This is a genomic window from uncultured Nostoc sp. (genome assembly GCF_964245575.1).
Taxonomy (GTDB): domain Bacteria; phylum Cyanobacteriota; class Cyanobacteriia; order Cyanobacteriales; family Nostocaceae; genus Nostoc.
In genome coordinates, this window is the sequence record NZ_CAXTNP010000108.1 from 4,012 (window position 1) to 23,975 (window position 19,964).

The following is a 19,964-nucleotide window of genomic DNA, read 5'->3' on the forward strand; positions in this document are numbered from 1 at the left end:
GGCGATGGCACTGGGGAAGGCATTTGCTTGGGAAGTTTGGGCAATACTTATGAATCGTTGGGGCAGTACCAACTGGCAATTGAATTTTACCAGCAATGGTTACAACTAGCAAGATTCATCTGCGATGCCTACGGCGGGCAAAGCCAACGCAATGGGGAAGGCATGGCTTTAAATGGGTTGGGTAGTGCTTATAAGGCTTTGGGACAGTACCAAAGGGCGGTTGAGTTTTATCAGTATTCATTAGAGATCACAAGGGATCTTGATGACCAAAATGCAGAAGCAAACGCCTGGTTTAATTTGGCTCTGGTGTTAGAAAAAATCAATCGAGAATCAGAAGCGATGGATGCCTTTTGCCATGCCCGCGATATCTATCATGCAATAGGACTCGATACAAGTCTGCAAGATTGTAACCATGCGATTGAGCTTCTTTCTGAAAATGTTGCAAGTGCAGCATCTGGCTTCGGGTTTGGAAGATGGTTAAGTCATTTGTCGGAGTTGCTCAAAACTGATTCTAACCAGTAACATTTCTCACCACTCATTCAGGTAATGTGAGGATATTTTAAAAGGCTTTGGCGATTTATAATCGCCAAAACACATGAAAATCCACTTTTAAAACATCCTCTGAATACAGTGAGATTACATCAAGAGGATGGGTATTTATTAAATACCGCAACTGAGTCTTTGCGATCAAAGGAAAACACATAAAACGGGTCTTTTCGATTCCCCATCTCCATTCCAGGAGTACCTACGGGCATTTGGGGAACAGATAAACCAGCAACATTTGGCTTTTCTTGAAGCAAACGTTTGATGTCGTCTGCTGGGACGTGTCCTTCGATGACATATCCATCAACAATTGCTGTGTGGCAAGATGACAAGTTATCTGGCACATTGTACTTTTGTTTGACTGTTTCGATGTCAGGCGTGGAAAAGTCTGTGATTTGAAAACCTTGTGTCTTTAAGTGGTCAATCCACCCGCCACAACAATTACAATCGGGACTGTGATATACAGTGGCATTTAGCACTGTTGATTTTAATGGTGTCTGTTTATCTTGGATACGCTTAGTGGTACTTACCAGTTGAGCATTACTCATAGGAGCAGTGCTTCCCAAGATGCCCAACACCCCTACTGTTAGACAAATTATTACCACTGCACGTACAGCAGCACGTACCAAGATGGGAGGTAAGCATTTTTGCCAGCAAGAAATAAATTGTTTGTACGACATCTGAGACTTCCTAAGTACAACATTACATAAATTTGTTGTAACAAATTCTGTTCAAAAAAACTCTGCGTGCCTACCCTGCGGGAAGGCGAAGCGCCTATGCGCTTACTTTGCGTCCCTCTGCGTTTAAAAACATTATGAATTAAATTTGGCAATAGCATTGCATCGCCTGACAATAGCATTGTATCGCCTAACAATGCCATTGCATCGCCTAACAATGCCATTGCATCGTCTGACAATGCCATTGCATCGCCTAACAATGCCATTGCATCGCCTGACAATAGCATTGCATCGCCTGACAATGCCATTGCATCGCCTTACAATGCCATTGCACCGCCTTACAATAGCATTGCATCCCTCTGCATTTAAAAAGGCTACGGCCCTTACGCGGTAGAAGTGCTAGTATGTCAAATATTGGCATTTTGTAGCTTCTAAGTTGTCGTTCAAGAAGACAACAACTCTACTACATCAGCCCTCTGTTTTCATATTCTTGTTTTGGCGAAGGTAGTGAACTATTAACCCATTTGCACCACTTGTAGGACAACAGCAAGCCATAGAATTACTCACTCAGGCTGTCAGACAAAACCGGGTTGCTCCAGCCTATCTATTTGTGGGGCCAGATGGTGTAGGAAGAAGTTTAGCAGCCAGGTGCTTTGTGGAATTGCTATTTTCTAATGAGATGGGAGTCACTGCGGCTTTACAAAACCGTTTGCGTCAAGGGAACCATCCAGCTTTGTTGTGGGTGCAACCGACGTACCAATACCAGGGACAACGATTAACAGCAGCAGAAGCGGCCGAGAAAGGACTTAAGCGTAAGGCACCACCTGTAATTCGGCTAGAGCAAATTCGGGAAATTACCGAGTTTCTCAGTCGGCCACCCTTGGAAGCACCGAGGAATGTGGTAGTGCTGGAAGAAGCCCAAACAATGGCAGAAGCCGCAGCGAATGCTTTACTTAAAACCTTAGAAGAACCGGGACAGGCGACGTTAATTCTAATTGCACCTACACCTGAGTCTGTTTTGCCAACTTTGGTGTCACGCTGTCAACGCATTCCTTTTTATCGCTTAGATGCAGAGTCTTTGGCTGTTGTACTCACACAAACTGGTCATCAGGAAATTTTGCCAAATCAGGCAGTATTAAGCATAGCAGCTGGCAGTGCCGGAAGTGCGATCGCATCTTACGAGCAATTACAAGCTATTCCTTCTGAGTTACTCGAAGACTTGAAAAAAGCCCCTGCTTCCTACCGCAAAGCCTTGGAGTTAGCCAAAAAAATTGATAAAGATTTAGATACAGAAGCCCAACTATGGTTAGTTGATTATCTTCAGCAATTCTACTGGCAGCAGTGGCATCAACCCAGCATCATCAACCAGCTAGAACAAGCTCGTAAATACTTACTTTCTTACGCTCAACCAAGACTAGTTTGGGAATGTTTGCTTTTATCTGTATGTCAAAAATCAAATCCCGTTTATTAACTCTTGTACAAAAACCTCAAACCCTTTAACAATATTAAATGATATTACTTAAGTATCCGTAAATGTTAGTACTTGTGTATTATTGAGAGTAAGCTACGCAAAGCGTCTCCTAGAGAATGCGGCGAGTTAAGAGACATTGCCCCGAGACACAGAGATTTGCTCAATTGTCAAAGCTTCATGGCAAACAAAAGTCTTGTGGGGGATGACTAATAAAGGCTGTCCGATTATTGTCTTTGAAGATTGTACCCCTGACTTATGATCAACTTACCGCAGACAATTCCAGTTCTTCTTTTAGGGACTAGCTTGGCTGTGCTTTCCCCTCAAGTTTGTGCTGCTTTCACTGTTCAAGAGGTAGCTAGTCTTGCCCAAGCATCAAGCGATTTGCCAGTGGTCAAATCAGCAGGACTGTCCCCTGATATGGATGTGCCTTGGTCGAAACCCGTGAGAATCGTTGACCCTTTTGAAGGGCAGTTTCTTGGGGTTTTTGACCGCAACTCCTTAGGTGGCTATTTGTTCCGTGAGGGTTCAAAGCAAGTTATTAGTTTGTGGACTCCTTCAAGTATTCGACTACTTGTAACAGTAAATTCAGATCAAGCAAGGTCTTCTTTCTACACCGCAGGTCGTGTGTATCCCAGACCTGACTATCTTAGGTTTGTTACTACCAAGAAAGTCGATAAACTTTTGCTTAAGGTCAGGGAAAAGGTTTTTCAGTTAGACGGTTCAACCGGCACGTTTGCTGTCAGTCAAGAATTAGCCACTGCTTTGAAAAATGCTCCAGATGAGAACTTAGACATCAGACTAGTCTTGGAAGGAGGTCAAACTGTTGATAGCGAAATTGGCAAAGACACGGTGAAAGCTTGGCGAAACATTTATTAAGCGATGTCTTTGACGGTCACTGAGCTTTGTCCTACCACTTAAGAGCGGGACGCTACGCAAACGTGCAAGCAAGCTAGGCGCATTGTCTCGGAGAGAAGTGCGGGCTACGCTTACGCATTTTCACCCAATACGCTTGGGTTAAGCATTTTTTTGTTCTCTCTGTTTCCTCTGCGTCTCTGTGGTTCGTTAAAAAAATTGACTTTGAAAAAAAGTTTGACCCTTAACTGAACCATATTGCATTTTAACCCAAGTATTATCTCTTCTTAAGAAAGGATAAATTTTCTCCCATTTCATCAGAAATTTGTCTGAAAAAACTCGTTTATATAATTTAGGATGAATGAACATTGTTAGAAGCTAGCCTGATTAATTCTTCAACATTGCTTGAGATTGTATTGCAAATTATATTTAAAGGTAAGTCATTGGGATCAAACCCGAAAGGTTCTTCAATTTCTGAACCAATTTGTTCAATACTTAATAATGTAAAACTTACAAAAGCCATTACTATACCAGTCCACCAACTCAAAAAGCTAACAATTTCCAAAGGTAATATCAGACAAAAAATGAATAACAGTTGTCTGAGTTTAATAGTATATATCAAAGGCAGTGGCGTTTTTAAAATGCGTTCGCAACCACCTAAAATATCTACTAAATCATCTACGCAGTTATGTAAAGTAGTCAGTTGATAGACATTTAAACAATTCCGGTCATGCTGATACTGCAAGTAATCTCCTATCCAGTAAGCAATTTGTAGGGGGGGATGATTAGTATTTTTGAGTTGTAAATATTGTTTTTCAGACATTAAGGATGCTAACTGAGTATCTAAAGGTGCTGATCTTAGATGTAACTTCATTGCAAATGCAAAAGCAGTTACTAACCGAAGTATTGCCTCTTTTTCTACTTTATCTTGCGATGTCTTATCTTTAACTATTATCCAAATTCCACGAGTTAAGTTACGAGATGTATTAACTAAAGATCCCCATAGTTGACGACCTTCCCAAAATCTATCATGGGCTGTATTCGTCCGAAAAACTAATAGTAATGTAAAACCAATATTAAAACTTAAAACAGCATTAGTAAGAATACTATTGGAATTTGAAAATGCTATTGGTAATTTTAAATGATAGAGAAATGATATTAAAACACCATATCCAGTACAAAAAAGTACCCAAGGAAGAATAATAGAAATAATTGACCTTTCAAGCCGAAGAGTTACTTGAAGCCAGTTCAATTTTTCGCCTTTGTAAAGGTGATACTTTTCTCTTAAAGAGTTTTTGGAGTTATTTTGAAAATAGTTAGGTCGTTTCATATTGGTAAGATTTGACGATTAAATCAATTAGCAAACTAACTATTTTAGCTAAAGTTATCTTGCTTAAGCAAGATAGGTGAAAGAAAGATGTAGGTTTCCAGAGAGCGAGGGTTGTGCAACTATAATTAACATAAATTATAGTTTTAACATTGAAATTTATTTCTGTGAACCCTCTTTAGGTAGGGAAATTTCTGACTTTTTTTAATTCTTCACCAGAGCATAAAAACACTTAAAAGCTTAAACAATAAGATTCAGTGCCAAGAAAAGTTATATTGAGGATTTAGCAAAAACTTTCGCAGAAGCAGAATCGATGAGATGTAGAAATTAAAATAAGAGATTCATCAGATTCATGACAATGATCTCTAATTACCCGATAAGTAGGTATGGTGGCGATCGCTGGCGTTTATGGGAGTATTAGTCTGAAATGACTAACTGCGTAAACGTAGCCCGTCGTAGCGAAAAGTCGAGCCAGTCGCTTGGGCGGGTTCCCCGACTTGGGCGAACTGGCGTGGAGCGGCGGCTTTTGCCGTAGACGCAGAGCGGCTTGCCGCAGGCATCTGTTAGCGACGCAGGAGCGTCACTTTTCAAGACAGACATCGCTCATTGATTCTCCACGGCTTTGAGAATGCTGGTAGCCACGCAAAACAGATTGGATATTTTTTTTACAAACCTCTTCACCAACTACCTGAGAAAGCTCTCGCCATAACTGGGAACCGACTTGTTTGATGTAGTCGTGTTCATAACTTATCTGCACCGCAATTTCCGCATAGGTGTGTCCCAGCCAACTTTCCAGCAAAACTACAGATTGAACATCATTGAGTCTTTGCCCAAAGGTAGACCATAAAAGAGTATCCACTAGATTCAGCGCCTCTTGTGCAGTCATGGGTCAGCCTGCTTTATTTATAGGTTTAACTTATGAGATTTGTGTTTTTAATGAGATTTTTACGTTAAACGTTACATTTTTTTACAGTAACAACTCACTTTATCTTACCAACACAGCGATGTCTACGACGGGCTACGCTTACGCATTTTGATTAATAATTAATACAGTATATAGCAGTCCTATTTGATTCGTGAAAAATATAGATAAGGAAACAAACCGCCATCTCTACGAGAGGCTGACGCCAACGCGCAGCGTCTCCAAGAGTTGAACACCAAGGAAGCAAAGGCAAGAAAGAAGAAAGAGATATATAATTTTCACAAATGATTTAGGACTGCTATAGTGAGTTAAACTGTACTTCTTAAGTATAAAAAGTACATCAACTCTATGAAGTTTGGTATTAAGATGGTACACAATTGCCCTCCAGAGACAGGGGCAACAGGCATAAAACAAGAAGATATTTTAACTAAAGCAGTTGGTATAAAATTGATACAAAAACTCAAAGCAGCAGGTCATACCGCTATTGATTGCACTCCCACAAGTGCTAATAGTGTAAACGATTCTGTGTTTCTAAGAATTTGGGGATAAAAAAAGACTTTATAATAGGGCAAATGTATGTCATTACTAGATGATTTAGTCAAGAACTATTTTGATAAAAATTTAGTAACAATATTTATAAAAGTTGGCATTCAAAGTGGAAAAATTACCGATATTAATCGGCAAACTTTAAAAGAAGTTACCCTCGCACAATGGTTATTAGAGTCTGCTAGAGGAAAAAGTGAGCTTGCTGTCAATGCTAATAATTTTGCCGGATTAAAATGGCGAGTTCCTGACATGAAAGGGTTTGCCGAACCCTTCAAAATCAAAGTTCCTTCTGAGCCAGAAGAAGTTGAATTCTGTAAATTTACAGATATAGATGCTTTTATTATTGGTTATTGGAAGTTTTTAACTCGCACTCCCTATAAAGGCTTAGAAGATTTTACCAACACGCCAGAAAACTTCCTTGGCTTTCTCAAGGCTAAAGGCTATTCATCCGATCCTAAATATGTGAGTAAAGTTGTAGACTTACTCCCAGAGGCGCAAAAGTTACTGGCTAACGCAGGTGGAGTTGCCATTCCCCCTTCAGTGGAACAACTACAGCTAATTCGTGCGCCAAAAGAAGTTGAATTAGGACAAAATTTCAGGGTTGAAGGTATAGCTCGTTTAGCTGACAGTGGCAAAGTTTTATCGATTACGATCGACGATCAATTTCCAGCCGCAAGTGTAGTAATTAGTCAGGACGGCAAATGGCAATTTGATTTCGTCTTTAAACAAGAAGGCGATCGCCGCATGATAATTGCCATTGATGATCAAACTTTAGAGATCCACATTAAAGTTGTTGTTCCTTTGGATAACAAGGACGATGAGAACACTCAACAACCTACTGCATCCAGTTTACCAGGAGCGAAGGTAATTAAACTCGGTGGTAGTGTGGGAATTGGCGGAGTCAATAAAGCTGATGATGTTAAGGCTATTAAGGCGCGATTGCATGAGCTAGGCTACAGATGGGTAGGCGATCCTAACAGTGCAAACAGAGACAGAGGACTATTTGACGCAATCAAATTATTTCAGTCAATTATTGCTGGTCGCAGTACTGTTAATGGTGATGGTCGAGTTGATGTTGGTGGAATAACTCATCGATGGTTGCAAGCAGCTAACGCACCACGGTGGGAGTTGATGCCAAAAAGCGACTGTGATAATGGTTTCGTTAACGGTGAACTGGAAGACATCCAAGATAACCACGATTTTGGAACACACTGGTTAGCTGATGTTATTAAAAAAATTGCCCAAGATTATCAAAACAGTTATCGTAATACTCACCCCACAGCTGCTCCATTCGCAATTAACGATGTTAGCCTTCCTCATGGAGGCGATACTCCCGACCATCATGGACATGAAACTGGCATGATGTGCGATGTTTACTTACCCAAAAAAAATGGAAATTTTGGTGGCATCGTTTGGTCGAGTTCTGAATATGATCAAGATGCTGCACGAGCTATTCTCAAGTCTATTGGTAAACAAAAGTTTGTACGGGCTGTCTTTTTCAACGATCAACAGCTAATTAGAGAAAGACTTTGTGTTTCTCTGAGTGGTCACGATAATCATATTCATTTTGAAATTAATCCACCAGTGAGGAGCTAATTCTTGGTGAGTTCGATGTATTGGATTTCACCACTTTTTAAACCTCTCCCTAGTTGAGGAGAGGTTTAAAAAGTTTATTCTTATAACTTTTGCCCTGCGTAAATTGATCGCACTTCGCCGTTACGGCGGATAACAGCTTCACCATTACTCACATCTACTAATGTCCAACCGCTTGAGCCGATACTTTCACCCATATTGATGCGGCGAGTTACGCCATCAATTTTAAACAAAGCGGCAGATTTGTTGCCTAACTCTAGTAATCCTTCTAAGGTATTACTAGGAGCATCTGCGATCGCAACTGCCGGATATACTTGTTCCTGGGTAATAGTTGGTTCTGACTCTGGGGCGAGGGCTGCACGTAATGGAACTACTGGTAATGCAGGCAGAGGGCTGGGTGTTTGCCGCACGGTAATCGGTGCAGTTTTTGCAGCTACAGGTTTAAGTTCGGCTCTTACAGCCGCAGCTAACATGTTGACAGTTACAGGCTTGGCAGCTTGTCGCACTGTATTCAGGGCATTTTTCACAACATCCGGTTGAGATCTCTGTGACGCACTCGCAACTTGTGGTAAAAGTGTGGGAGTCCCAGGAATGACCGGCAGTGCGTAGCGCATTGGCGACGGCGCTTGATAAACGGGAACGTAGATGCGCTCAACAACGCTTTTAGAACGGTTAGGGGCTGGTGGTGTATTGTTAGCTAGAAGTGGAAGTGATGGTAGATTACCAGTTGTTTGCCCACGAGCAAGGGCTATTTGGTTAGTATTTGCCTGACTGGAAAATCCTGGGCTGACAGATTTTTGATTGGGCGTTGCTTTTTGCTTATCTATAACTGCCAGCGCTTGGAGCATGTAGTCAACCAAATCTGCCTCAATTTCTACTTTTGTTGGCAACTGTGACTGGGGTTGCGGCACTAGAACAGCTGGCTGGGTCAAGTCGGTATTTAAAAGATATACGACTCCAGACTGTACTAGGTAGATAATACCAGCGATCGCCACGCCTAAAGTTGTTCCCACAATCAGCAGTTTGCCCAAAGTTCGACTACTTTTCTGACGCTTTCTACTAACTCTTTTTACGGTGGCGCTGTCAAACACAACGGTACTTAAGTGCTTGTGGTTATTTTGAGCAACTGACTGTACTGGCTGGTTCAGTGTATTTGGTAAAATAATCTGCGGCATCGTAACTGTTTGCAGAGGCACGTTTTCTGGAGGCGACTGGCGTTGAGGTTGGGAGGAAACCCCAGCAACAGACTGGCTCGATTTGTTCTGCGTACTGTGGCTAACGCTATGAGTTGGCAGATTACCACTAACATCCAGAATGTAGTCGATATCGGCAAAGAGTTCATCCATTAAACCATCAGCATAGTTTTCTATCGACCAAGGCTCGTTGGCGATTAAGTCTTCTGATGGTTCCGGTACTATGAGACGGGTGCTGGCTTCTTGTAACATAGACGTTCTATCTTTGTTGCTAGGACGAGGAAACGCCGCGCCTACTGCCTGGGAATTAGGATTACAGATAAAATATCCAATCCGCCGTCTTATTGAGACGAGTTGGTTGAGCGTTGGTATTAAAGTCAACTTTTATCTGGGGATTGTTGATGATGCCACTACTAATATTTATGTCATCTATCATACCAATTCCCCTCCCTACTACTATACTCAGTCTTTATCAAGTTTATATTAAGCTAACGCTCGAAACTCCGATTGGCTCCTGGTTCTACGCAATTCTAAATATAATAATAAAGCGTTAACATCTGCTGGGTTTACACCACCTATACGTGCAGCTTGACCAAGAGTAAGTGGTTTTACGTGAGTTAGCTTTTCCCGTGCCTCTTTGGAAAGAGTATCAATTGTTGTGTAATCCAAATCCGTAGGTAACTGGCGGTGCGCTTGGCGGGCAATTTGGTCAATCTGATTTTGTTGCCTAGCGAGATAGCCAGAATACTTGATGTCAATTTCTGCGCCTTCTTTCTCAGCGCGGTTGAGGTTGGCGTTTCCCAGTCCGAACCTGTCCAGGTCAACGTAATGGAATCCCGGACGCCGCAGTAAGTCATTGAGGGTAATTGAACCTTTGATTGCTTGTTGGGTGTTAGATGCGATCGCTATTCCCATTTCATCATGTTCTTTGACTCGTGTGGCTTGCAATCTTTGTTTTTCTGTGGTAATATTCGCTTGTTTTTGGGTAAATAGATCCCAGCGGCGATCGTCAATTAAACCAATTTCCCGTCCCAAGGGTGTCAAGCGTTGGTCGGCATTGTCAGAACGCAATATCAATCGGTACTCAGACCTACTGGTAAGCATCCGGTAAGGTTCCCGCAGGTCTTTTGTACACAAGTCATCAACTAGCGTCCCAATGTAACTTTGCTCGCGGGCAAAGACAATCATTTCTTGAGAACGAACAAATCGAGCTGCATTAATTCCCGCCACAAGCCCTTGAGCAGCAGCTTCTTCATAACCTGTGGTGCCGTTAATCTGCCCAGCACAAAACAGTCCGGCAATCTTCTTGGTCATCAGTGTGGGGTAACACTGAGTTGCAGGTAAATAGTCATATTCCACAGCATACGCTGGACGCAGCATCACACATTTTTCCAAACCGGGGAGAGTCCGCAACATTTGCAGTTGCAAATTTTCTGGTAACCCTGTAGAAAACCCTTGAATATAAAGTTCGGGTATATCTCGTCCTTCTGGTTCAATAAAGATTTGATGGCTTTCCTTATCGGCAAAGCGCACAATTTTATCTTCAATACTGGGACAATAACGCGGCCCTTTCGCTTCCACCCAACCGCCATAAACTGGCGACAGGTGCAAATTATCCTGAATCAGGCGATGAGTTTCGGCGGTTGTGCGGGTGATATAGCAAGGCATCTGTTCCCGTTCTACCCACGCCTCTGGGTCAAAGCTAAACCAACGCACATCTTCATCCCCTGGCTGGATGAGCATTTTACTATAATCTACCGATCGCTTGTCTACCCGTGCTGGAGTTCCAGTTTTGAGTCTTCCGGTTTCAAATCCCAGGCGATTTAGGGTTTGTGTCAATCCCTCAGCCGCAAATTCCCCAGCCCGTCCGGCTGGCATTGATTTGTTACCAACCCAAATTTTACCTCCCAAAAAGGTACCAGTCGTCAAGATGACTGCTTTACATTGGAACCCTACACCAAAATAAGTTTCAACGCCGATAACTTCACCGTTAGCACCCAGCACCAAATCTGTTGTCATACTTTCGCGGATTGTCAAGTTTTCTTGGTTCTCGACAATATTCTTCATCACCGCTGCATATTCGCGCTTGTCCGTCTGGGCGCGTAATGCCCAAACAGCAGGCCCCCGTGAAGAGTTGAGGATACGTTTTTGCAGGTAGGTGCGGTCTGCTACTTTACCAATTTCTCCGCCGAGTGCATCTACCTCATGGGTCAACTGGGATTTGGCCGGGCCACCCACGGCTGGGTTACAAGGTTGCCAAGCGATTTTATCCAAGTTGAGCGTCAATAGCAGGGTACGACAACCGAGGCGTGCAGAGGCGAGAGCTGCTTCGCAACCGGAGTGACCTGCACCGACGACTATGACATCAAAAGCGTCTTGGAATTCAACGGAATTGTGCATGGTCATACTTACAGGATCAGCAAGCTTAGAGTTCTTTTCAATTTTAACTGTTCCAGTGGTTTCATGGATGTAACTTTCTAATAAAAAAGTTATCAACTTTACTAGTAATGAATTAAAGACAAATTTACATTTTTAAAATTGAGTATTAAGTAAAAAATGTAATCTTTTTTAATTTTTGTGAAAAACTTCCGGGTTGTTTATCACAACTATTGTTCACATATTTAGGCATCAGTACAGATTTAATCTATTATTTGTTATATTCTACAATTTCTAAAAAATACATAAAATTATAGTTTAAATTCGATAAACAATTTATATGAGTAACTCATAAAAATAGATATTTATCCAAAATGTATTCTACTTTTAAATCAATTTAGCAACTATTTAAAAATGAAACTTACTATAAAGAAGAAAACAAATATTAATAAACTTCTCAGAAAGGCAACTTTCATCAGTATAGTTATTTTGATGATTGTTGTATTAGTAGCTAGTAATGAGATTACCCACTACAAAGTTGCTATAACCGCCCAACCATTAAACGGATGCTTGAGTACTGATTCGTTACCTTGTACAGATACCTCTAAAAAGACAATATCAGAACCATTTATTCCCGATACCAAATTAAATAAGCAACAGCGTTTTTTATCTGCGATCGCTAGGAAGTTACCCACAGTTCCCCAGCCTGGTACTTATGAATATATTTTGCTGCGAAACTATGGTGCAGTCTTTGTAAATCAAGATGTCGGAATTAAACTACCGCAAAAAGATATTTTTGCGAATGAACAAGAAACCCAAGAGTTTCAAGGTAGTTTAACAATGGGTCATGTTGATGGCACTAAAGACTGTTACTTACAAAAATCGGCGGCTGATGCTTTAAATAAAGCGCGAGTTCAACAACAGATACCACTAAAATCTGGTTATGGTTCTGGTGATTGTACTCGCACTTTCAACACAAATTTGAGATTTTGGCACAAATATGCTAACAATCAAGTTTTGGCAAAAGTTCAACAGGGCAAAGAAACAAAAGTTCTCGGTTTAGTTGCACCTCCTGGAACTTCACAACATCTCTGGGGATTAGCGATTGATTTACGCGTAAGTAATAAAGAACAAAGAAAAGCTCTTAATCAAAATGGTTGGTTTCAAACTGTACAAAATGATGTTCCACACTGGACTTACGTGGGTTTAAGTGAAGAAATTTTACCTCTGTTTGGTTTTAAAAAACAAGTTGTTCAAGGCTTTACTTATTGGATTACACCACTTTAATTATTAATATTATTTAACACACAATTAGACGCCCTTACCTGAGTATAGGACTCATATTTAATTTTTGAAATATGCGTAGGGTGTGTTATGCGGTAGGCTAACGCACCAAAACCGTAATTGAATAGATTAAATAAATTTCAAAATAAAATCCAGTTAGTCGTAAAAAAAGTACAGGTAGTTTGGCAAATAAAACTTTTTTTATCTTTAGCTCCGTTCTTCAACTCTTGTAAAACTATTTTAACAAGAGTTGAAGAAAGAGTATCTTAACGACTGTTATTCATTAACAATCGTAAAGCCTTCATACTGAACGGGTTGTGTTGCCAAAGCATTTGGTAAAGTAACGTTACCAAGTAAGGTGGCAGTTGCAAAGCCAGCGCCATTAGTACCTGTGGCACTACCTAAACCTAGACCTGATGCAGCAAGTTCATCTTGATAGCCTGTGATCTCATAGACAGCACCAGTTTCCAGCCAACCGATCAATCTTTGAGAACCGAAGTTAGTAAATGACAAATCAGAATCTGCGTTGACATTCAAAGGTTGTCCTGAAGAATTTTTCAGAGCAATCGGCGCAGATAGCTGACCAGTGAGCAAATCGACTTTGTAAAGATTGTTCCCATTTCCATCACTAGTATGGAAATCGCTAGCAAAAGCACGAGTATTACCACGATTGAGATTGTCGATAGCTAATCCATCGGCAAATTTTCCAGGGTTGGTAGGTTGAGTTCCTTGTATTTGTGCAGCAGTAGTAGGTGCGCCAAAAGCGTCTACTAGGCTAATAGTTCCAGGATTAGCTGTAGTAATTTTATAAAGTGAGCTTCCTACTTGTTCTCCACCAAGATTAGCAGTTTTATTTCCTGAAATGTTGTACAGAGCATTTTGTTGACCACTAAAGTCAGCACCTGACTCAAATCCAAAACGCACTAGGTTAGATGGTGTACGAGTTGGTGAGACTTGGGCTGGAGCAAAAGGCTGATCTACATTATTAACGACAATAACAGAACCTGGATCATTTGGAAGAGCAGTAGCCCGTGCTTCGTTAACTGCACTTACCCTTCCGGTAGTGGGGTTAGTTGCCAAACCTTCTAGATCTGCGTTAGTAACAGTACCTGCAATATTGACTGTACCTACTTTTGTAGGAGTAATAGTACCTCCAGGTGCAGAAGGGATCAAAAAGCGGTAAACGTCAAGTTGTTTGCCATTATTAGGGTTTTGGTCACGATCTTCTCCAATCGTATAGCCGTAAAGTGCCATGAGAATTTTCTCCTTGTTGAAACCTGTTAAATTTTGAGAACATTCCAAATATGCAGCATTCCAAATGTGCAAATTGCTATTTGACTATGTTGGGGGTACAAATCTCAAAACTACATCTAGTTGCACTTACAGACATTTTTTAGGAAGCCATTATTTCCAAGTCGGATTAAATGAACCGAGAATTAAGCGTCTTTGATTTGCCCGTTGAAAGTCAAATTTTAAGGTTAATAACTGTATTTGGAGTTATCTTAATAAGAGTATATTTGACTAATATTAAGAAATATTTTTCTAATTATTAAAGTTTGCTAACATCTAGGTTAAGGTTTAGTATTATTGAGTGTTTTCACTCGCTGATATGCTTCTTACATTCCCCATTTTGCACTTAGTTTTGTAATATACAAAAATTACAAATTATGGGCTAATGGTAGTTAAATAGAGATTTATAGGACGGCTACGCTTACGCCAACAGCCTAAACAATATCAGTATTAATACTTAAGAATATTAACATTTATTTGTCGGATTTATTGAAGTATTAATGAATTACGTTTTGAAGTGCGAAATGTGGGATACAAGTAGACTTTCTGCTTCTGAAACTGCTACTGATTACCTGTGAGGTTGTATAGAAGAATTTGCTCAAGGCCCAAGTCTGGCCAAGGCTAATTTTGTACAGTTTCACAAAGAAATAGAATTTTTATAGATAACATTCCATAGCTAATTAATACCTTTAGCGTATTAGTACAAAGATAACTCGACTGTTTTAATAGCTATGAAACGATTGAATCTTCGCAGGCGATCGCTATTGGTCTGTTCACTTCAAAGTACCTTTAACAAAAAGAGTTAAAGAACAAAGGTAAAAATAAAACTTCATCTTTTAACCGGATTTTGCAATAACTTTAATGCCTTTTTGTGGAGAACTAAATCAAACGAATTTTTCGTACTGCACTAGTAATCGACCAACCCAAAAATGATGGGTGAAGGCAAGCTCTTGAGGCAGGGGGAGAAAAGTAACTTGATTTTCTTACCATAAACCCCGCAAAGTTTCTTTGTGGAGTACTAGTATGTCAAAATAAAAATACCCGATACCTCAAGGTGAGCGATCGCTCCAAAAGCTAGATTAAAGGATTGACCTGAGCAATGGCAGACCCAACCAATCACAATCAAGCGGGAGAAGTAGCTCCCAGCACTGTTGACAAGCAAGCTCCCAGTGTGGCTGAAGAACACGCTCCTAGTACAGACTCACCCGAAGCCACAGATATTCCTACTGCTAACGCGCCAGATCCGAAAGCCGCAAACCCCGAAGATAACCCCAATGCTGCTAAACCAGCTGCTGCATCACCCAAGCGAGAAAAACCCGCAGCCGCAGCTAAAGGCGCAGCAGGCGAAAAAGCCGCACCAACAGGAGAAAAACCCGCAGCAGGCGAAAAAGCCGCACCAACAGGAGAAAAGCCCGCAGCCGCAGCTAAAGCCGCCAAAAAAGAAAAAGCCCCAGCTGTTGAAGATAAGCCATTTGTAGAGTTCATTGAGCAAGACTACTTGCCAGCTTTACAAAAAGCGATCGCTCAACAAGGCGTGCAAGATTTACAGGTGTCTTTTGCCAAGCAGAAAGTGCCAATCACCGGCTTTGAATCCGCCGAAGAATGCTGGCAAATTATCGGCAGTTGGTCAGAAATCGGTAAGCGTCAGTTTAACCTGTATTTCCCCGAAGAAGATATTCAAGGGAAAAAGGGATTTTCCTGTAATGAAGGCAAAAAACCTAGCACTCTTGAGTCCTTCTTAATCGATGAGCGCAGAGTTACCCTCGATTTGTTGGTATATGGCTTAGTTCAGCGCTTAGGCGGTCAAAAGTGGTTAGGTATAAATTAGTCATTGGTCATGAGGCATAAGGCATTGGTTATTAATTCTTCTCCCCCTGCTTTCCCCATTCCCAACTCCTAAGTACCCTTAAAGTTCGTGGAAATGGTAGGTAACGGCTCCAGTATCGGGGTCGTTATCTATTTTTACATAACCTGATTTGTACATCTCATTTAGGGTAGCTTGCACTTCAGCAAAGCTAGCTCCGGTGAATTTCACGCCTTGAGTGACAGTTAAAATACCACCTTTGCTTTCTGCCGCTTCGATCAGTTTAATCATGAGTTGATTACCAGTTGGGCGGTGGACTTGAGAGGCAACCACTGCTTGATTTAACGGCACACCAAAGGGAGATACACCCGCTTTTAATCTCAGGTTGTTTTCGTATTCGTTAACCATGTTGGGCATGAGGAACAAATCCACGATCTGCCCTATACCAAACACACCACCAGTCAACAGCCACAACAAACCAGTCCCGATCTTGCCATTGTAGAAACGGTGCAGCCCTCCCACCCCGAAAAATCCGACTGCACACAAGATGTAAGAGACAAGAAGTCGGTCTTTTTGCTGATTGTTTTCAAGATTCATCTTGTTTTCAACCCTTTGGATTTGCTTTTGTTGTCTGAGATGAGTTTTCCATATTAATTGTAGTAACAATCAGAAAAAATTACTTAGATAGCAATGCTTTAAGAATACAAGAGGTGCGTACTACTCCACTTGAGCCAAACAGTGCTGATCGTTGAACTACGTTTATTTGACTACCAATCTGCGATTCTTGGTTCCGTAAACATTGAATTGTTGTTGCAACTCTTAACGTTTCGCTTACTAGTTTCTAACCCGCACCTTGGTAGACTGAACTTTATACAATTGGATTATTGTGGGCTATTACGCCTTGCCAGAGCTTTACCCTTGGCTTTCTGGTCTACTTAAGATAATAAAGACGATAAGAGCAATCAAGACATGGTAGATTCCCTCAAAAAACCAGGCTTTGAAGAAATCCGGCCAGGGATTAAAGTCCCGGCAAAAGAAACCCTGTTAACACCTCGGTTTTATACTACCGATTTTGATGAAATGGCGCGGATGGATATTTCCGTCAATGAAGACGAGTTACAAGCCATTCTCGAAGAGTTCCGCACTGACTACAACCGCCATCACTTTGTTCGGGATGCGGAGTTTGAACAATCCTGGGATCATATTGACGGGGAAACTCGCCGATTGTTCGTTGAGTTTCTAGAACGTTCCTGCACGGCTGAGTTTTCCGGCTTTTTGCTGTATAAAGAACTTGGCCGTCGCTTGAAAGGAAAAAGCCCCGTCTTGGCAGAGTGTTTTAACTTGATGTCACGGGATGAAGCACGTCACGCTGGCTTTTTGAACAAAGCTTTGTCGGACTTTAATCTGTCCCTAGATTTAGGGTTTTTGACTAAGAGTCGCAATTATACCTTCTTTAAACCGAAATTCATCTTCTACGCTACTTATCTTTCTGAGAAGATCGGTTATTGGCGCTACATCACCATTTATCGCCATTTAGAAGCACATCCCGAAGACCGGGTTTATCCAATCTTCCGGTTCTTTGAGAACTGGTGTCAGGATGAAAACCGTCACGGCGATTTCTTTGATGCAATCATGAAATCCCAGCCGCAAATATTGAATGATTGGAAAGCACGGCTGTGGAGTCGGTTCTTCCTGTTGTCGGTGTTTGCGACAATGTATCTTAACGACATCCAACGCAAGGACTTTTATGCCACCCTGGGATTGGATGCACGAGAATACGACATCCATGTAATTAAGAAAACTAACGAAAACGCAGGTAGGGTATTCCCACTGATGCTGGATGTAGAGAATCCAGAGTTTTATCAACGGTTGGATACTTGTATCAGCAATAACGAAAAGTTGGGTGCGATCGCTAACTCCAGCACTCCCAAATTCCTGCAATTCTTCCAAAAACTGCCGCTTTACATCTCCAATGGCTGGCAGTTATTGCGGCTGTACCTGATGAAGCCGATTGATACTATTTCTGCTCAAGGGGCAGTTCGTTAAGTTATAACAGGTTTGCGAAAGCTTTAGTGGTTCTGCTGATTGCAGAGCCACTTTTTTTGTCAAAAATCTTACTATGACTCCTACCGCTTAACCTCTTGTCAATTCTTAAATTTAGAACTGCTGACTGGGAACGAGGAACTGCAAAATTATCTCAGCTTATTATTGCAGACGCACAGATATACTACCTGCATGGGCAGGTAAACCTTCTGCTTCTGCTAACGTCACGGCTGCTTTGCCTAGTGTCTGTAATGCTTGTTGATTGCATTCCAAATAGGTAATCCGCTTGAGAAAGTCGTAGACACTCAAGCCAGAGGCAAATCGGGCAGAACGTGCAGTAGGCAGTACATGGTTGGGACCTCCTACGTAATCGCCAATTGCTTCTGGGGTATAATGTCCTAGAAACACGCTACCAGCACGCTTAATTTGATTGGCAAACAAACGCCCAGAGTATTTGAAAAATTGATACTTTGGGCGTTTCTAGCTTTTTAATTACCACTATGGATTAATTGGGGGCAAAGGCGCTGGCGGATTTGGGATTAACTTAACAGGGCGTGTTGGTGGATTTTTCCACTTTGACTTATCCAAATTGTTAAAACCAACATCATCACCAGAGTTTTTTCTTTTGGTCATAGCACCTCGCTTTGGGAGTTATTAATACAATTTTGCCCTGACAGAGGCGGAAGGTAAACCTTTGCATTTATCAGGGTAATTTTGATTTTACTCCCCATCCCCCATCTTTCAAGGGCAGGTTTTTAGAAAAGGGTAGATGATAGGATAAAATATCGTGGCACAAAGCGGGTCATGAATGAGTATTCAGGTTTGAACAGTTGGATAGCGATCGTTAACCAAAAGCTACCACACCTAAGTCGGCCACAAGCGAAAGTTTAGGCAATGTGGAGTTTTGGTATAGGAATCATCTGCTTAAACAAAAAACCTGCCCTTGAAAGCCATCCCCCATCCCCCACTCCCCACTCCGAAATTACTAGAGTGAATCCTATCTTGCTTACTTCTAGGAATTAGCGATTTTTGATACATCTTTTTTATAAAATAGGAGTGATAGCAAGGTGATATAGTACATTGAAATTGAAAGTGTTAGCGCGATCGCCTTCTTTATCACTCCTATAAAAGTATTCCCAAACAAGTACCAGCTTGTAACACTTATGGCTTGTTCACAAGTGCAATAGCATCGGTAATGAATGACAATAAATCAGAATAATTTTTGATGAAGTGTCAGCCTATAGCGATTTTCAAAAGAAAAATGCTCAAGCTAACTTGTCGCTGTTGCTTTGTTTCCATTTTGGCTGCCATTTTTGCTGCCGTTACCGTTCACACCGGCAATGAATGACGGTTGCTGTGAACTGGGAACTGGTGACTCGCCTCGCAGTTTTTTGTGGCGTTGGTTCTTAGGAACACCTCCCGCCATGCCGTACTCCACACTGCTTTTACCATATCGAGTCGCAACTCCTAACAGCATGTGTTCTGCCATATCTGCCAACTCGCGCTCTGTTTCGAGCATTTCATGGTATAACTTATCGAGGTTGGAAAGAGCAGTGTTATATAAATTCTCTCTAGTTCGCATCGTCTCAATTAGGGTGGAAAAGGCCGATAGGCTGAGTCCATTGCCGACATTTAAATTCGGATCAATCGAGTTGATGCCAGCAGCACGACGCATTGCTTTTTCTAACACCTGAGATGTTCTTTTTCTCCGAGCCATGATATAAACCTTGTAATCCAATACGGTTGATATTCTTTACTTTAAAAAACTTCCGTATTGATCGGCTTGAGAGAATTCCGGCAATTATTTAATGGTTTTGTTACATAGCGATGTTGTTATGAATGCGCGATATACCGAAATGAGAAAGCAATTAAGCTTTTGAGAAAACAATATTTGTTTTTGCTTGCTGAATCTACTGAAATCAGAAAGCAATCAAGCATTTTGAGAAAACAATATGCCTTTTTGCTTGCTGAATCTACCGAAATGAATGCGCGATATACCGAAATGAGAAAGCAATCAAGCATTTTGAGAAAGCAATATACCTT

At 41.3% G+C, this 19,964-nt stretch carries 19 protein-coding genes and 1 pseudogene; 8 read left to right on the forward strand and 12 right to left on the reverse strand.

Annotation, left to right across the window (positions count from 1 at the left end; all coding sequences use genetic code 11):
* Positions 1–522, forward strand: a 522-nt coding sequence (locus ACFFAP_RS18130; protein WP_375512508.1) for a tetratricopeptide repeat protein, incomplete at its 5' end; no start/stop codon positions are given.
* A gap of 119 nt (positions 523–641) precedes the next feature.
* On the opposite strand, the gene ACFFAP_RS18135 is transcribed toward ACFFAP_RS18130, so the two are convergent.
* Together ACFFAP_RS18135 and ACFFAP_RS18140 are read right to left on the reverse strand one after the other, a co-directional pair.
* Positions 642–1,223, reverse strand: a complete 582-nt coding sequence (locus ACFFAP_RS18135) for a DUF411 domain-containing protein (protein WP_375512509.1) — start codon at positions 1,221–1,223, stop codon at positions 642–644.
* The gene (locus ACFFAP_RS18140; RefSeq protein ID WP_375512510.1) at positions 1,142–1,528 is read right to left on the reverse strand and encodes a hypothetical protein; all 387 of its coding nucleotides are present in this window, start codon (positions 1,526–1,528) and stop codon (positions 1,142–1,144) included. Before ACFFAP_RS18140 ends, ACFFAP_RS18135 begins: the two co-directional genes overlap by 82 nt.
* 206 nt (positions 1,529–1,734) lie before the next feature.
* Between ACFFAP_RS18140 and ACFFAP_RS18145 the strand changes: the two genes are divergently transcribed.
* A complete protein-coding gene (locus ACFFAP_RS18145) occupies positions 1,735–2,691 on the forward strand; it encodes a DNA polymerase III subunit delta' (RefSeq protein ID WP_375512524.1) in 957 nt (318 codons plus the stop codon).
* 255 nt (positions 2,692–2,946) lie between these two features.
* Positions 2,947–3,567: a hypothetical protein gene (locus ACFFAP_RS18150; protein WP_375512511.1), complete on the forward strand. Its 621-nt coding sequence runs from the start codon at positions 2,947–2,949 to the stop codon at positions 3,565–3,567.
* Between the two features lie 328 nt (positions 3,568–3,895).
* Here ACFFAP_RS18150 and ACFFAP_RS18155 read toward each other — a convergent pair whose 3' ends face one another.
* The 3 genes from ACFFAP_RS18155 to ACFFAP_RS18165 form a co-directional block, all read right to left on the reverse strand.
* Positions 3,896–4,873 carry a bestrophin family protein gene (locus tag ACFFAP_RS18155; RefSeq protein WP_375512512.1) on the reverse strand — a complete coding sequence of 326 codons (978 nt, stop codon included), beginning with the start codon at positions 4,871–4,873 and terminating at the stop codon, positions 3,896–3,898.
* Positions 4,874–5,301: 428 nt separating this feature from the next.
* Positions 5,302–5,430, reverse strand: coding sequence for a hypothetical protein (locus ACFFAP_RS18160; protein ID WP_375512513.1), 129 nt, complete (start codon positions 5,428–5,430; stop codon positions 5,302–5,304).
* A 20-nt stretch (positions 5,431–5,450) separates the two neighbouring features.
* A complete protein-coding gene (locus ACFFAP_RS18165) occupies positions 5,451–5,756 on the reverse strand; it encodes a hypothetical protein (RefSeq protein ID WP_375512514.1) in 306 nt (101 codons plus the stop codon).
* Between the two features lie 402 nt (positions 5,757–6,158).
* Here ACFFAP_RS18165 and ACFFAP_RS18170 point away from each other — a divergent pair, with 402 nt between their 5' ends.
* Both ACFFAP_RS18170 and ACFFAP_RS18175 read left to right on the forward strand, forming a co-directional pair.
* Complete coding sequence (locus ACFFAP_RS18170) at positions 6,159–6,341, forward strand: hypothetical protein (RefSeq protein ID WP_375512515.1); 183 nt, start codon at positions 6,159–6,161, stop codon at positions 6,339–6,341.
* 27 nt (positions 6,342–6,368) lie between these two features.
* A complete protein-coding gene (locus ACFFAP_RS18175) occupies positions 6,369–7,934 on the forward strand; it encodes a glucosaminidase domain-containing protein (protein WP_375512516.1) in 1,566 nt (521 codons plus the stop codon).
* A gap of 80 nt (positions 7,935–8,014) precedes the next feature.
* On the opposite strand, the gene ACFFAP_RS18180 is transcribed toward ACFFAP_RS18175, so the two are convergent.
* The 3 genes from ACFFAP_RS18180 to mnmG all read right to left on the reverse strand — a co-directional run bounded on the left by ACFFAP_RS18180 (position 8,015) and on the right by mnmG (position 11,530).
* On the reverse strand, positions 8,015–9,376 hold the full coding sequence (locus ACFFAP_RS18180; RefSeq protein ID WP_375512517.1) for a hypothetical protein: 1,362 nt from the start codon (positions 9,374–9,376) through the stop codon (positions 8,015–8,017).
* A 61-nt stretch (positions 9,377–9,437) separates the two neighbouring features.
* Entirely contained in the window at positions 9,438–9,560 is a 123-nt protein-coding gene (locus ACFFAP_RS18185) for a hypothetical protein (RefSeq protein ID WP_277926767.1), read from the reverse strand.
* Between the two features lie 47 nt (positions 9,561–9,607).
* Positions 9,608–11,530 carry a tRNA uridine-5-carboxymethylaminomethyl(34) synthesis enzyme MnmG gene (mnmG, locus tag ACFFAP_RS18190; protein ID WP_375512518.1) on the reverse strand — a complete coding sequence of 641 codons (1,923 nt, stop codon included), beginning with the start codon at positions 11,528–11,530 and terminating at the stop codon, positions 9,608–9,610.
* Positions 11,531–11,914: 384 nt separating this feature from the next.
* Between mnmG and ACFFAP_RS18195 the strand changes: the two genes are divergently transcribed.
* Positions 11,915–12,787 carry a D-alanyl-D-alanine carboxypeptidase family protein gene (locus ACFFAP_RS18195; protein WP_375512519.1) on the forward strand — a complete coding sequence of 291 codons (873 nt, stop codon included), beginning with the start codon at positions 11,915–11,917 and terminating at the stop codon, positions 12,785–12,787.
* A gap of 273 nt (positions 12,788–13,060) precedes the next feature.
* Here the strand turns inward: ACFFAP_RS18195 and ACFFAP_RS18200 are convergent, their stop codons facing one another.
* A complete protein-coding gene (locus tag ACFFAP_RS18200) occupies positions 13,061–14,038 on the reverse strand; it encodes a water stress protein WSP1 (RefSeq protein WP_375512520.1) in 978 nt (325 codons plus the stop codon).
* Between the two features lie 1,135 nt (positions 14,039–15,173).
* Between ACFFAP_RS18200 and ACFFAP_RS18205 the strand changes: the two genes are divergently transcribed.
* The gene (locus ACFFAP_RS18205) at positions 15,174–15,902 is read left to right on the forward strand and encodes a DUF2996 domain-containing protein (RefSeq protein WP_375512521.1); all 729 of its coding nucleotides are present in this window, start codon (positions 15,174–15,176) and stop codon (positions 15,900–15,902) included.
* 78 nt (positions 15,903–15,980) lie between these two features.
* Here the strand turns inward: ACFFAP_RS18205 and ACFFAP_RS18210 are convergent, their stop codons facing one another.
* Positions 15,981–16,475, reverse strand: a complete 495-nt coding sequence (locus ACFFAP_RS18210; protein WP_375512525.1) for a TM2 domain-containing protein — start codon at positions 16,473–16,475, stop codon at positions 15,981–15,983.
* A gap of 372 nt (positions 16,476–16,847) precedes the next feature.
* Between ACFFAP_RS18210 and acsF the strand changes: the two genes are divergently transcribed.
* Positions 16,848–17,924 carry a magnesium-protoporphyrin IX monomethyl ester (oxidative) cyclase gene (gene acsF / locus ACFFAP_RS18215; protein ID WP_375512522.1) on the forward strand — a complete coding sequence of 359 codons (1,077 nt, stop codon included), beginning with the start codon at positions 16,848–16,850 and terminating at the stop codon, positions 17,922–17,924.
* A 159-nt stretch (positions 17,925–18,083) separates the two neighbouring features.
* Here acsF and ACFFAP_RS18220 read toward each other — a convergent pair.
* Positions 18,084–18,365 (reverse strand): annotated as a pseudogene (locus tag ACFFAP_RS18220) (histidinol dehydrogenase); the annotation flags it as partial.
* 826 nt (positions 18,366–19,191) lie between these two features.
* The gene (locus ACFFAP_RS18225; protein WP_375512523.1) at positions 19,192–19,638 is read right to left on the reverse strand and encodes a hypothetical protein; all 447 of its coding nucleotides are present in this window, start codon (positions 19,636–19,638) and stop codon (positions 19,192–19,194) included.
* Positions 19,639–19,964: the final 326 nt, after the last annotated feature.

Bases quoted from the DNA above. Each gene is read 5' to 3' on its own strand.
- ACFFAP_RS18135 (WP_375512509.1), bottom strand. From the start codon at position 1,223: ATGTCGTACAAACAATTTATTTCTTGCTGGCAAAAATGCTTACCTCCC.
- ACFFAP_RS18140 (WP_375512510.1), bottom strand. From the start codon at position 1,528: ATGGCATTGTCAGGCGATGCAATGCTATTGTCAGGCGATGCAATGGCA.
- ACFFAP_RS18150 (WP_375512511.1), top strand. From the start codon at position 2,947: ATGATCAACTTACCGCAGACAATTCCAGTTCTTCTTTTAGGGACTAGC.
- ACFFAP_RS18155 (WP_375512512.1), bottom strand. From the start codon at position 4,873: ATGAAACGACCTAACTATTTTCAAAATAACTCCAAAAACTCTTTAAGA.
- ACFFAP_RS18160 (WP_375512513.1), bottom strand. From the start codon at position 5,430: ATGCCTGCGGCAAGCCGCTCTGCGTCTACGGCAAAAGCCGCCGCTCCA.
- ACFFAP_RS18165 (WP_375512514.1), bottom strand. From the start codon at position 5,756: ATGACTGCACAAGAGGCGCTGAATCTAGTGGATACTCTTTTATGGTCT.
- ACFFAP_RS18170 (WP_375512515.1), top strand. From the start codon at position 6,159: ATGGTACACAATTGCCCTCCAGAGACAGGGGCAACAGGCATAAAACAA.
- ACFFAP_RS18175 (WP_375512516.1), top strand. From the start codon at position 6,369: ATGTCATTACTAGATGATTTAGTCAAGAACTATTTTGATAAAAATTTA.
- ACFFAP_RS18180 (WP_375512517.1), bottom strand. From the start codon at position 9,376: ATGTTACAAGAAGCCAGCACCCGTCTCATAGTACCGGAACCATCAGAA.
- ACFFAP_RS18185 (WP_277926767.1), bottom strand. From the start codon at position 9,560: ATGATAGATGACATAAATATTAGTAGTGGCATCATCAACAATCCCCAG.
- mnmG (WP_375512518.1), bottom strand. From the start codon at position 11,530: ATGACCATGCACAATTCCGTTGAATTCCAAGACGCTTTTGATGTCATA.
- ACFFAP_RS18195 (WP_375512519.1), top strand. From the start codon at position 11,915: ATGAAACTTACTATAAAGAAGAAAACAAATATTAATAAACTTCTCAGA.
- ACFFAP_RS18200 (WP_375512520.1), bottom strand. From the start codon at position 14,038: ATGGCACTTTACGGCTATACGATTGGAGAAGATCGTGACCAAAACCCT.
- ACFFAP_RS18205 (WP_375512521.1), top strand. From the start codon at position 15,174: ATGGCAGACCCAACCAATCACAATCAAGCGGGAGAAGTAGCTCCCAGC.
- ACFFAP_RS18210 (WP_375512525.1), bottom strand. From the start codon at position 16,475: ATGAATCTTGAAAACAATCAGCAAAAAGACCGACTTCTTGTCTCTTAC.
- acsF (WP_375512522.1), top strand. From the start codon at position 16,848: ATGGTAGATTCCCTCAAAAAACCAGGCTTTGAAGAAATCCGGCCAGGG.
- ACFFAP_RS18225 (WP_375512523.1), bottom strand. From the start codon at position 19,638: ATGGCTCGGAGAAAAAGAACATCTCAGGTGTTAGAAAAAGCAATGCGT.